The sequence below is a fragment of the Pseudomonas emilianonis genome (genome assembly GCF_023072625.1).
Classification (GTDB): domain Bacteria; phylum Pseudomonadota; class Gammaproteobacteria; order Pseudomonadales; family Pseudomonadaceae; genus Aquipseudomonas; species Aquipseudomonas paraveronii.
The window spans coordinates 1-11,344 of the sequence record NZ_JAKNRV010000163.1 but is presented as its reverse complement, the minus strand read 5'-3'; the positions used below and the strand labels follow the sequence as shown (position 1 = coordinate 11,344).

Genomic DNA, 11,344 nt, shown 5'->3' with positions numbered 1-11,344 from the left:
CCAGGCTTCGATGAACTGAAGCAGGCCGCTGTCGAATCTCGTATAACTCTTTGTTTACCAAGGAGTTTTCCGTTTCGACTGCGCCGGAAGTGGGGCGAATTATAGACGTCCAGGATTTGCCGTCAACCCTTAATTTTGCTTATTTAACCATTAGTTAGGATTGGCTAAAAAATCACCAACTTTCTTCTATATAGAGCCCTTCACCGCTCTCTATATAGAAGAGAGGACTCAGATAACCCCAGCCTCTTTTAAAGCAGCCACATTTGCCGGCATCAACCCCAGTACTTCCTGCAACACCCTGACCGTATGCTCACCCAATAAAGGAGGCGCACTGCGGTACTCCACAGGGGTCTTGGATAACCGGATGGGACTGGCAACCTGCGGCACCATCCCCGCCAGCGCATGAGGTAACTCAATCGCCAGCCCGCGCGCCTTGACCTGGGCATCCGCGAACACCTGTGCCAGATCATTGATCGGCCCACACGGCACGCCGACTAGCTCCAACTGCGACACCCACTCGGCCGTCGTCTTGAACACCGTCGCCTGTCGAATCAAGGGAATCAGTTCCGCACGATTGGCCACCCGCACCTTATTGGTCGCGAAACGCGGGTCATCCGCCCATTGCGGCTGACCCGCCACCTCCGCGAACTTACGGAACTGCCCATCATTCCCCACCGTCAGGATGAAGTCGCCATCGGCCGTAGGGAAATCCTGATAAGGCACGATATTCGGATGCGCATTACCCAAGCGCTTTGGCGGCACGCCTGTCGTCAGGTAGTTCATCGCCTGGTTGGCCAGGCAAGCCACCTGCACATCCAGCAGCGCCATATCAATATGTTGCCCGCCGCCGTCACGCTCGCGATGAGCCAGCGCCGCCAGGATCGCCACCGTTGAATAGAGCCCCGTGAGGATGTCCGTCAACGCCACCCCCACTTTCACCGGCCCCGCGCCCTCATCACCTTCCGGTCGCCCCGTCAGACTCATGAGTCCGCCCAACCCCTGGATCATGAAGTCGTAGCCTGCACGAGTCGCATAAGGCCCCGTCTGGCCAAACCCGGTGATAGAGCAATAGATCAACGCCGGGTTGGCCTCCTTGAGCGACGCATAGTCCAACCCATACGCCGCCAGGCCGCCCACCTTGAAGTTCTCGATCAGGATGTCGGACTTCGCCGCGAGGTCACGCACCAGCTTCTGCCCCTCCGGCTGCGTGAAGTCGATGGTCACCGACTCTTTGTTGCGGTTGGCCGACAAGTAATACGCCGCCTCACTGGTGTTCTCGCCATACGCGTCCTTGAGGAAGGGGGGCCCCCAGGCACGCGTGTCGTCACCATTACCCGGCCGCTCGACCTTGATCACTTCAGCCCCAAGATCCGCGAGAATCTGCCCGGCCCAGGGGCCCGCCAGTACTCGCGACAAATCCAGTACCCGCAGATGCGAAAGCGCGCCCATGCCCGTGCTCCTATTAATAGAACGCCTGAAGACCGGTTTGCGCACGCCCCAGAATCAAGGCATGTACATCGTGGGTACCTTCATAGGTGTTCACCACCTCCAGGTTTACCAGGTGACGCGCCACCCCGAACTCATCGGAGATACCGTTGCCGCCCAGCATATCCCGCGCCATGCGTGCGATATCCAGAGACTTGCCGCAGGAATTGCGCTTCATGATCGAAGTAATTTCCACCGCCGCAGTGCCTTCATCCTTCATCCGCCCCAGGCGCAGGCAGCCTTGCAGGGCCAGAGTGATCTCGGTCTGCATGTCCGCGAGCTTCTTCTGGATAAGCTGGGTCGCCGCCAATGGCCGACCGAACTGATGACGATCAAGGGTGTATTGGCGAGCGGTGTGCCAGCAGAACTCGGCAGCACCCAGCGCACCCCAGGAGATCCCGTACCGAGCGGAGTTAAGGCAGGTGAAGGGGCCTTTCAAGCCACGCACATCCGGGAAGATGTTCTCGTCGGGCACGAACACGTTGTCCATGACGATCTCACCGGTAATGGAAGCCCGCAGGCCGACCTTGCCGTGAATCGCCGGAGCGCTCAGGCCCTTCCAGCCTTTCTCCAGGACAAAGCCGCGGATATCACCGGCATCATCCTTGCCCCACACCACGAACACATCGGCGATCGGGCTGTTGGTGATCCACATCTTGGCGCCGGTCAGGCTGTAGCCGCCATCCACCTTGCGCGCCCGGGTAATCATCGCGCCTGGGTCGGACCCGTGGTCAGGCTCGGTCAGACCGAAGCAGCCGATCCATTCACCCGACGCCAATTTCGGCAGGTATTTCTGTTTTTGCGCTTCGGTGCCGAACTCATTGATCGGCACCATGACCAGTGACGACTGCACACTCATCATCGAGCGATAGCCGGAGTCGACTCGCTCGACCTCACGTGCAATCAACCCATAGCAGACATAATTCAGGCCACTGCCGCCGTACTGCTCGGGAATCATCGCGCCCAACAGGCCGGTCTCACCCATCTCGCGAAAGATCGCAGGGTCGGTCTTTTCATGGCGGAAGGCTTCGAGCACCCTTGGCGCCAACTTGTCCTGGGCGAATTGCTCAGCACTGTCGCGCACCATGCGCTCTTCTTCGGTGAGCTGTTGATCCAGCAGCAGTGGATCGATCCAGTTGAAGCTTGCCTTGCCAGCCATGAATAAGTCCTCGCAAAGAAAATCAGAAGTCGTGGATGCAGACTAGGCCCGGCAAGCGCAGAGGGCAAACGAGGTTTTTGCATAGGCTTGTGCTAATTTCTCACTCCGTAATAGCCGAGAAGGGCGAAAACGCGCCTTATAAGTGAGGACAAGGTACATGCGCAGAAAAATCCCCAGCACCACCGCCCTTATCAGCTTTGAAGCTGCGGCCCGCCACGAGAGCTTTACCAAGGCTGCGCAGGAGCTTTCCATCACTCAGGGCGCCATTTGCCGACAGATCGCCAGCCTTGAGGAGTTTTTAAGTGTCGAGCTGTTTCGCCGCTCGCGGCGCGGGGTCAAGCTGACGGAAGCGGGCCTGTCGTATAGCCGTCGTGTCGCCACGCAATTGGACGCGGTAGAGCGCGACACCTTGTCGGTCATGGGGCAGCAGGGCGCGAACGTCATCGAGCTGGCGGTGGTGCCGACCTTTGGCACCCAGTGGCTGATCCCTCGCCTCAAGGACTTTCAGCGCCAGCACCCGGAAGTCACGGTCAACCTCACCAACCGCACGCGCCCCTTCCTGTTTGCCGACACCGAATTCGACGCCGCGATCTATTTCGGCGATGCCGACTGGTCCGGTACCGAGTCCCACCGGCTGATGGGAGAAAACCCCGTCCCCGTGTGCAGCCCGCGCTTACTCGGCAGCCGCACACATTTCAGCCCCCAGGAAATCGCGGAACTGCCATTGCTGCAGCAGACCACGCGGCCCTATGCCTGGCGCCAGTGGTTCAACGCGCAACAGCTAAACATCCCCCGCGACATGACAGGCCCCCGTTACGAGCTATTCTCGATGTTGTCCCAGGCGGCCATGCATGACATGGGCATTGCGCTGATTCCACCGTTCCTCATCCAACGCGAACTGAACGAGCACCAACTGGTAATCGCAAGCCCCGAAGCGCTGAGCAACTCGAAGGCGTATTACTTGATGATTCCTGACAGAAAAGTCGAATCCGCATCCCTGCACGCCTTCAGGGACTGGCTGATCGACCAGTCGCAGCGCTATAGCCCAGGAATATAAGGACCAAACGCCACTTATGGACTATGTAGTCAGATAACATCAAATACTACAGATATCCGTAAATGTCGCATTTAAGAAAACTGTACCTGTACGACGAAAATATGGCTCAAAGCCATAACCCTCATGGCTTGTAGCGACTATTACCGGCCAATGCTCGACTATTCACAACGGCGATTGCGAAACCGCGAAAATTACAAAGAGCCAGGTTAAGTATTTGTATTTAAATGGTTTATTTAAAAGCGTTGCGGCAATCAGTCACAGGGTGACTTGTAGTTAATTTTTCGTCACCCGTCATAATCCCTTGAAGGCCGTAAAGTTCGCCTGCAAAATGCCGCGCCCCGCTGTCATTTCAGCGGGATCGTGCTGATCGGCCGCCCCAGATGTGCCACTCACGGTGCGCTGGCCTTTTTACAATAAGATCAAAAGCAAAAAGATCATGCAGGAGATTTGACGTGCACATTGGTGTTCCTCTCGAAACCCAGACCGGTGAAACGCGGGTGGCTGCCACCCCGGAAACCATCAAGAAGCTGATCGGCCAGGGCCATAAGGTCACTGTACAAAGCGGGGCGGGTATTAAAGCCAGCATCGTCGACAGTGCCTATGAAACGGCAGGTGCAACCATAGGCAGCGCCAGCGATGCATTTGGCGCCGAGCTGATCCTCAAAGTGGTGGCCCCCAGCGACAGCGAACTGACACTGATCAAAAGCGGCACCGTGTTGGTGGGCATGCTCAATCCGTTCAGCAACGAAACCATCGCCAAGCTGGCCGAGCGGGGCATCACTGCCTTCGCGCTCGAAGCCGCGCCGCGTACTTCGCGGGCCCAGAGCCTCGACGTGCTGTCGTCCCAGGCCAACATCGCCGGTTACAAGGCCGTGTTGCTGGCCGCCCATCACTACCCACGCTTCATGCCGATGCTGATGACTGCCGCCGGTACGGTAAAAGCCGCGCGCGTGCTGATCCTCGGCGCTGGTGTCGCGGGCCTGCAGGCCATCGCCACGGCGAAACGTCTGGGTGCAGTGATCGAAGCGTCTGACGTCCGCCCGGCCGTGAAGGAGCAGATTGAATCCCTCGGCGCCAAGTTCGTCGACGTGCCCTACGAAACCGACGAAGAGCGTGAATGCGCCGTCGGCGTCGGCGGTTACGCACGCCCGATGCCGACCAGTTGGATGCAACGCCAGGCCCTGGCCGTCCACGAACGCGCCAAGCAGGCCGACATCGTCATCACCACCGCCCTGATCCCGGGCCGCAAGGCCCCGACCCTGCTCAGCGCCGACACGGTTGCACAGATGAAGCCCGGCTCGGTGGTGATCGACCTCGCCGCCGCTCAAGGTGGCAACTGCCCGCTGACTGTCGCCGATCAGGTGGTAGTGGAAAACGGCGTGATCATTTGCGGCCCGACCAACCTGGCAGGTGCCGTCGCCGCTGACGCGTCAGCCCTGTATGCGCGCAACCTGCTGGACTTCCTGAAGCTGGTCTTCAACAAGGAAGGGCAGTTTGAAATCAACCTCGAAGACGACATCGTCGCCGCGTGCCTGATGTGCCGCGACGGCCAAGTCATCCGCAAAAACGCCTAAGCAGGGATTCAGACGATGGAAGAGCTTATCTCCCCCGGTATCTACAACCTGATCATCTTTGTGCTGGCGATTTATGTCGGTTACCACGTGGTCTGGAACGTTACCCCCGCACTGCACACGCCACTGATGGCCGTGACCAACGCGATCTCGGCAATCGTGATCGTCGGCGCGATGCTGGCCGCCGCACTGACCGTTACACCGCTGGGCAAGACCATGGGCACCCTGGCCGTGGCCCTGGCAGCGGTCAACGTGTTCGGCGGCTTCCTGGTGACTCGCAGGATGCTTGAGATGTTCAAGAAGAAAGCCCCGAAAGCAAAAGAAGAGGCGCCGAAGTAATGAGCATGAATCTCGTGACGACGCTCTACCTGATTGCGTCGATCTGTTTCATCCAGGCCCTCAAAGGCCTGTCGCACCCAACCACTTCGCGACGCGGCAACCTGTTCGGCATGCTCGGCATGGCGCTGGCGGTACTGACCACCGTGGGCCTCATCTATAAGCTGGGCGCTGAGCTTGCCACCGCCGGCATTGGCTACGTGATCGTTGGCCTGCTGATCGGCGGCACCGCCGGTTCGATCATGGCCAAGCGCGTGGAAATGACCAAGATGCCGGAACTGGTCGCCTTCATGCACAGCATGATCGGCCTGGCAGCGGTGTTTATCGCCATTGCCGCTGTGGTCGAGCCGCAATCGTTGGGCATCGTCAAAAACTTGGGCGACTCGATCCCCGCCGGTAATCGCCTGGAGCTGTTCCTCGGTGCCGCTATCGGCGCCATCACCTTCTCCGGTTCGGTGATCGCCTTCGGCAAGCTGTCGGGCAAGTACAAGTTCCGTCTGTTCCAAGGCGCACCGGTACAGTTCACCGGCCAGCACAAACTGAACCTGGTGCTCGGCCTGACCACGCTGGGGCTTGGCCTGACCTTCATGTTCACCGGCAATCTCAGCGCCTTCGCGCTGATGCTGGCCCTGGCGTTCGTGCTGGGCGTGCTGATCATCATCCCGATCGGCGGCGCCGATATGCCGGTGGTGGTCTCGATGCTCAACAGCTATTCCGGCTGGGCAGCGGCAGGGATCGGCTTCTCGCTGAACAACTCGATGCTGATCATCGCCGGCTCCCTGGTGGGCTCAAGCGGCGCGATCCTGTCGTACATCATGTGTAAGGCGATGAACCGCTCGTTCTTTAATGTGCTGCTCGGCGGTTTCGGCAATGCGCCGGATACCGGTGCTGCGGCCGGCTCGAAAGAAGCGCGCCCGGTGAAGTCCGGCTCGGCCGACGACGCCACGTTCCTGCTGACCAACGCCGATACCGTGATCATCGTGCCGGGCTATGGCCTGGCGGTGGCACGCGCACAGCACGCACTCAAGGAGTTGACCGAAAAGCTGACCCACCGCGGCGTGACCGTAAAGTACGCGATCCACCCGGTGGCCGGCCGTATGCCCGGACACATGAACGTGCTGCTGGCCGAGGCCGAAGTGCCTTACGACCAGGTGTTCGAGATGGAAGACATCAACTCCGAATTCGGCCAGGCTGACGTAGTACTGGTGCTCGGCGCGAACGACGTGGTCAACCCGGCCGCCAAGAACGACCCGCACTCGCCGATTGCCGGCATGCCGATCCTCGAAGCGTTCAAGGCCAAGACCATCATCGTCAACAAGCGCTCGATGGCCAGCGGCTATGCCGGCCTGGACAACGAGTTGTTCTACCTGGACAAAACCATGATGGTCTTCGGCGACGCCAAGAAGGTTATCGAAGACATGGTCAAGGCTGTCGAATAACACTGCGCCAGCGCAACACCCGAAACCCTGGCCTCCAGTAGGCTAGGGTTTTTTATTGCAGCATGAAAACCGACCAAAGGCCTTAAATCGCTGCCCGGCATTCGACCATGGTAGCGCGCCGAAATTTTTTGAAATCACTAAACTGCACACCTTGCCTCCGTATCTCGAGATAACAATCCATGTACCGTGATCGTATCCGTTTGCCTTCGCTGTTGAACAAGGTCATGAGCGCGGCTGATGCCGCCGCACTGATTGAGGACGGCATGACCGTCGGCATGAGCGGCTTCACCCGTGCCGGTGAAGCCAAGGCCGTGCCTCAAGCCCTGGCCGAACGAGCCAAGACGTCGCCGCTGAAAATCACCCTGATGACCGGCGCGAGCCTGGGCAACGACCTCGACAAGCAACTGACCGAAGCCGGCGTGCTGTCGCGACGCATGCCGTTCCAGGTCGACAGCACCCTGCGCAAGGCGATCAATGCCGGCGAAGTGATGTTCATCGACCAGCATTTGTCGGAAACCGTCGAGCAACTGCGCAACAACCAGCTCAAGCTGCCTGACATTGCCGTGATCGAAGCCGTCGCGATCACCGAACAAGGTCATATCGTGCCGACCACTTCCGTGGGCAACTCGGCCAGTTTCGCGATTTTCGCCAAGCAAGTGATCGTCGAGATCAACATGGCGCACAACCCGAACCTGGAAGGTCTGCACGACATCTACATCCCGACCTATCGGCCGACGCGCACGCCGATCCCGCTGGTAAAAGTCGACGACCGCATTGGCAGCACCGCGATCCCGATTCCGCCGGAGAAGATCGTCGCCATCGTGATCACCAACAAGCCCGACTCACCTTCCACGGTGACGCCGCCGGACGCCGAAACCCAAGGCATCGCCAGCCACCTGATCAACTTCCTCAAGCAGGAAGTGGACGCCGGCCGTATGACCAACAAGCTCGGCCCGCTGCAGGCCGGGATCGGCAACATCGCCAACGCTGTGATGTGTGGCTTGATCGATTCGCCGTTCGAAGACCTGACCATGTATTCGGAAGTGCTGCAGGACTCGACGTTCGACCTGATTGACGCCGGCAAGCTGACCTTCGCCTCTGGCAGTTCGATCACCTTGTCGGAGCGTCGCAACAGCGACGTGTTCGGCAACCTGGAGCACTACAAGGACAAACTGGTGCTGCGCCCGCAGGAAATCTCCAACCACCCGGAAGTGGTTCGCCGCCTGGGCATCATCGCGATCAACACCGCGCTGGAGTTCGACATCTACGGCAACGTCAACTCCACGCACGTGTGCGGGACACGGATGATGAACGGGATTGGCGGCTCGGGCGACTTCGCTCGTAACGCGCACCTGGCGATCTTCGTAACCAAGTCGATGGCCAAGGCCGGGGCGATTTCCAGCGTGGTGCCAATGGTCAGCCACGTCGACCACACCGAGCATGACGTCGACATCCTGGTGACCGAAGTGGGCCTCGCCGACCTGCGTGGCCTGGCGCCACGTGAGCGCGCACGGGTGATCATCGACAACTGTGTGCACCCAGCCTACCGCGACGCGCTGAACAAGTACTTCAACGCCGCTTGTGCGATTGGTGGCCACACTCCACACATCCTGCGCGAAGCCCTGAGCTGGCACATTAACCTGGAAGAAACCGGGCACATGCTCAAGGATTGATCGATACACAGCCGAGCTGATGCACACACAGTTTCATCAGCTCGGTTGCACCACCCCCTCTCCTTGGAAAAACTGTACTGCTGTACTGGTCTTTTCCTACCGAAATATCCCACGCACTCCTTCCAAAATGTCATTTTTGCACTGATTAGGTGCGGACAGGTACAGTTGCTCCATTTCCGTACAGTACAGCGGCCATAAACAGTTAACTGCCCCCTCACAATACAGGTGAACTGTATCTAGAGAGTCTTGCGCGGGAGGAGGATCATTGGCATCAGTTAAACCACTACCTAATCCCGCCACAAGCGGAAGGATGTCATCATGGAACGTACACTCAGTTCCGATCTGTTCTTCGAAGAGAAAGCTGTAAACACCCAGGCTTCCATGCCTCTGCGCGTTATCGCCAACCTGATGTTGTGGCAGCGCCGCATCTCCAGCCGCCATCAACTGGCTCGTCTGGATTCGCGTCTGCTGGCTGACGCCGGTATCAGCGAAGCACAACGCTACGAAGAGCTGAGCAAGCCGTTCTGGCGCTAATAGGCGCTCGCTGGCCCTGACCTACCGGGTCCACAGCCAGCAACCTGATTCGTTAAGCAAAGCCCGCCCCGGCTAACCGGAGGCGGGCTTTGTTGTTTCTGGGTTTGGGTGTTTTTGCGCCCGGAACAGATAGCCTGCAGATAAACCAGTACAGTTTAATAAATACAACAATTTAGCAGTACAATTAAACGCCAGTGTATCTGTATCGGTCGAAACGATCCGCTCAACATGGTCTTCCAAAAACACCATGAAAGGCGCTCCCCATGAACCCACCAACCCTGCGCACCTCGTTGTTACGTCGCACTGCCGCTACGCTCGCCAGATGGCGGCAACAGGCCCGCGAGCGCCACCAACTGGCCCAACTCGACCCGCGAGAGCTGTCCGACGCGGGTATCAGCCCCGGCGAGCGCCTGGTCGAGCTGTCCAAGCCATTCTGGCGTGACTAGACAGTCAAGGCGCTTTTCGAATGGACAGGCCGCGGCTTAATATCCGCTCACCACGTGGCGAACCATGTAGAACGGGCGTCTGATGTCCAATGGCATCCACATCCGTTTCACAGGGGCCGCTTTGCGCGACCTTATTTGTTCATCTACAGGAGTCACCCCATGTCCCGTCTTCGCCTGCTGAGTGCCGCCACCCTGTTGGCCTTCGCCGCCAACGCCCACGCGTCCAGCTTCATCGTCACCACCGACTCCATCGTCGGCGCGCTGAAAGCCACCTCCGATGCGAGCTCCGATGCCACGTCCTCCCTGCGTGACAACAAGGTCGTGCGTGCCGCTCGTGACGACGCCGCCAGCTTTGTCGCCAGTGCCGGTGCCATTCGCGGCGTCAAACTGGAAAGCGCCCTCGCACAGATCCGCCAGCAAGCGCCACAACTGAACGTCGCGACAGACGCACAACTGGCCCAAGCCATTCTGGCCATCTGATAACAGGCCGGGACAAGGCAGCGCCAGCCGCTCCCGGATGCCTCAGCGCTGGCTCTCGCCCGGGCATTGCGCTAGCCTTGGCGCTCGCTTTCAGTTGTCGAGTCCCATGGCTTTTTCATACCGCCTGTTAATCGTTCCTGTGATGTTTTCCGCCTGCTGGTCTGCATTGGCTTCAGCCTTTGATCTGTCCACCCAGAGCACGGTCGTGAGCGCGTATGCCACCAGCAAAGTGACCTCCGCGCCGTTCGACAGAAAGTGGGTACTGGCCGCCCAGGATGATGCCGCCGCATTCATTGCCACTGACGGCCGATGGCGGGGGGCTCGACTGGAATCAGCGCTGGATCGTCTGCGCCGCAGCCAACCAAAACTAAACGCCAGTGACCTTGAACTGGCGCAAGCAATTCTCGTCCAATAACCATCTTTGTATTTCGGAGTCATTCCATGCGTAGCCCGCTGATCGCCGCCGCTCTCGGCCTGCTGTTGTTGACCGATGTCGCCCACGCGCAGACCTTGAAGGCCACCAGTAACATCATCGTGCGCGCCTCCGGGCGCACCATTGATTTCACCTCGGACACCACCACCTCGATCCGCGACTCCAAGATCGTGCGCGAAGCCCACGATGACGCCGCCAGCTTCGTCGCCACCAACGGCGAGATCCGTGGCGCGCAACTCGAAGCCGCCTTCGACACCCTGCGCACCCGCGTGCCGGAAGCCCGTGATGCCAGCGACCAGACCCTCGCCGAAGCCATTCTCGCGCTGTGAGGCGTCTCAACGCCTGGCTCCTGGCCGGGGCTCTGCTGCTGTGTGCCGGCGTAGCCCAGGCCAGCCTGCAACTGCGGCTCATAACCGAAGGGTTGAGCCCAGCCGAACAGCAGGCCAGCCAGGCGTTGCTCGATGAAGCGTTGCGCTCACTGCCGCCGCGCTTTATCGAGCAGTTGGACCGGCGCATCGATGTCGGCTGGACCGATAAGATGCCCGAAAACGCCTACGGCCAGGCCTCGCTGGTGTCCGAACTGGACCTGAACCGCAACCTGCTCACCAGCCTGACCGACGGCAGCGCCGCCACCCGCAAGACCAACCGCCCCCACGGCACCGTGCGCCGGGAAATGCTCGCCACCGTGCTGCATGAACTGACCCACATCTACGACCGTGCGCGCCTGTGGA

The 11,344-nt window shown here is 59.6% G+C and carries 13 protein-coding genes and 1 pseudogene; 11 read left to right on the top strand and 3 right to left on the bottom strand.

What is annotated here, in order from left to right; all coding sequences use genetic code 11:
* Window positions 1-228 precede the first annotated feature (228 nt).
* Window positions 229-1,449 (bottom strand): CaiB/BaiF CoA transferase family protein, encoded by a 1,221-nt coding sequence (locus tag L9Z73_RS16950; RefSeq protein ID WP_247403143.1) that lies wholly within the window; start codon window positions 1,447-1,449, stop codon window positions 229-231.
* Between the two features lie 13 nt (window positions 1,450-1,462).
* A complete protein-coding gene (locus L9Z73_RS16945) occupies window positions 1,463-2,644 on the bottom strand; it encodes an acyl-CoA dehydrogenase (protein ID WP_247403140.1) in 1,182 nt (393 codons plus the stop codon).
* Between the two features lie 157 nt (window positions 2,645-2,801).
* Here L9Z73_RS16945 and L9Z73_RS16940 point away from each other — a divergent pair, with 157 nt between their 5' ends.
* From L9Z73_RS16940 to L9Z73_RS16915, 6 genes are all read left to right on the top strand, one after another.
* On the top strand, window positions 2,802-3,701 hold the full coding sequence (locus L9Z73_RS16940) for a LysR family transcriptional regulator (RefSeq protein WP_247403137.1): 900 nt from the start codon (window positions 2,802-2,804) through the stop codon (window positions 3,699-3,701).
* Window positions 3,702-4,153: 452 nt separating this feature from the next.
* Window positions 4,154-5,275, top strand: coding sequence for a Re/Si-specific NAD(P)(+) transhydrogenase subunit alpha (locus L9Z73_RS16935; protein ID WP_247403133.1), 1,122 nt, complete (start codon window positions 4,154-4,156; stop codon window positions 5,273-5,275).
* A 15-nt stretch (window positions 5,276-5,290) separates the two neighbouring features.
* Complete coding sequence (locus tag L9Z73_RS16930) at window positions 5,291-5,611, top strand: NAD(P) transhydrogenase subunit alpha (RefSeq protein WP_003220416.1); 321 nt, start codon at window positions 5,291-5,293, stop codon at window positions 5,609-5,611.
* Window positions 5,611-7,047, top strand: a complete 1,437-nt coding sequence (locus L9Z73_RS16925) for an NAD(P)(+) transhydrogenase (Re/Si-specific) subunit beta (protein WP_247403130.1) — start codon at window positions 5,611-5,613, stop codon at window positions 7,045-7,047. Before L9Z73_RS16930 ends, L9Z73_RS16925 begins: the two co-directional genes overlap by 1 nt.
* Before the next feature lie 179 nt (window positions 7,048-7,226).
* Window positions 7,227-8,720 (top strand): acetyl-CoA hydrolase/transferase family protein, encoded by a 1,494-nt coding sequence (locus L9Z73_RS16920; protein ID WP_247403127.1) that lies wholly within the window; start codon window positions 7,227-7,229, stop codon window positions 8,718-8,720.
* Between the two features lie 318 nt (window positions 8,721-9,038).
* Window positions 9,039-9,254, top strand: coding sequence for a DUF1127 domain-containing protein (locus tag L9Z73_RS16915; protein WP_099236514.1), 216 nt, complete (start codon window positions 9,039-9,041; stop codon window positions 9,252-9,254).
* Between the two features lie 72 nt (window positions 9,255-9,326).
* Here L9Z73_RS16915 and L9Z73_RS16910 read toward each other — a convergent pair whose 3' ends face one another.
* Entirely contained in the window at window positions 9,327-9,503 is a 177-nt protein-coding gene (locus L9Z73_RS16910) for a hypothetical protein (protein ID WP_247403125.1), read from the bottom strand.
* Between the two features lie 14 nt (window positions 9,504-9,517).
* On the opposite strand from L9Z73_RS16910, the gene L9Z73_RS16905 reads away from it, so the two are divergent.
* The 5 genes and pseudogenes from L9Z73_RS16905 to L9Z73_RS16885 all read left to right on the top strand — a co-directional run.
* Complete coding sequence (locus tag L9Z73_RS16905; protein WP_247403122.1) at window positions 9,518-9,700, top strand: DUF1127 domain-containing protein; 183 nt, start codon at window positions 9,518-9,520, stop codon at window positions 9,698-9,700.
* A gap of 159 nt (window positions 9,701-9,859) precedes the next feature.
* A complete protein-coding gene (locus L9Z73_RS16900) occupies window positions 9,860-10,180 on the top strand; it encodes a DUF2388 domain-containing protein (RefSeq protein WP_247403119.1) in 321 nt (106 codons plus the stop codon).
* A gap of 106 nt (window positions 10,181-10,286) precedes the next feature.
* The gene (locus tag L9Z73_RS16895) at window positions 10,287-10,595 is read left to right on the top strand and encodes a DUF2388 domain-containing protein (RefSeq protein WP_247403116.1); all 309 of its coding nucleotides are present in this window, start codon (window positions 10,287-10,289) and stop codon (window positions 10,593-10,595) included.
* A gap of 26 nt (window positions 10,596-10,621) precedes the next feature.
* Window positions 10,622-10,942, top strand: a complete 321-nt coding sequence (locus L9Z73_RS16890) for a DUF2388 domain-containing protein (RefSeq protein ID WP_247403113.1) — start codon at window positions 10,622-10,624, stop codon at window positions 10,940-10,942.
* Window positions 10,939-11,344, top strand: a pseudogene (locus L9Z73_RS16885) (DUF4105 domain-containing protein); the annotation flags it as partial. The gene L9Z73_RS16890 and the pseudogene L9Z73_RS16885, both read left to right, overlap by 4 nt.

Coding starts and splice junctions, on each gene's coding strand:
- L9Z73_RS16915 (WP_099236514.1), top strand. CDS start 9,039: ATGGAACGTACACTCAGTTCCGATCTGTTCTTCGAAGAGAAAGCTGTA.
- L9Z73_RS16930 (WP_003220416.1), top strand. CDS start 5,291: ATGGAAGAGCTTATCTCCCCCGGTATCTACAACCTGATCATCTTTGTG.
- L9Z73_RS16895 (WP_247403116.1), top strand. CDS start 10,287: ATGGCTTTTTCATACCGCCTGTTAATCGTTCCTGTGATGTTTTCCGCC.
- L9Z73_RS16940 (WP_247403137.1), top strand. CDS start 2,802: ATGCGCAGAAAAATCCCCAGCACCACCGCCCTTATCAGCTTTGAAGCT.
- L9Z73_RS16910 (WP_247403125.1), bottom strand. CDS start 9,503: ATGGTGTTTTTGGAAGACCATGTTGAGCGGATCGTTTCGACCGATACA.
- L9Z73_RS16890 (WP_247403113.1), top strand. CDS start 10,622: ATGCGTAGCCCGCTGATCGCCGCCGCTCTCGGCCTGCTGTTGTTGACC.
- L9Z73_RS16925 (WP_247403130.1), top strand. CDS start 5,611: ATGAGCATGAATCTCGTGACGACGCTCTACCTGATTGCGTCGATCTGT.
- L9Z73_RS16945 (WP_247403140.1), bottom strand. CDS start 2,644: ATGGCTGGCAAGGCAAGCTTCAACTGGATCGATCCACTGCTGCTGGAT.
- L9Z73_RS16950 (WP_247403143.1), bottom strand. CDS start 1,449: ATGGGCGCGCTTTCGCATCTGCGGGTACTGGATTTGTCGCGAGTACTG.
- L9Z73_RS16905 (WP_247403122.1), top strand. CDS start 9,518: ATGAACCCACCAACCCTGCGCACCTCGTTGTTACGTCGCACTGCCGCT.
- L9Z73_RS16900 (WP_247403119.1), top strand. CDS start 9,860: ATGTCCCGTCTTCGCCTGCTGAGTGCCGCCACCCTGTTGGCCTTCGCC.
- L9Z73_RS16920 (WP_247403127.1), top strand. CDS start 7,227: ATGTACCGTGATCGTATCCGTTTGCCTTCGCTGTTGAACAAGGTCATG.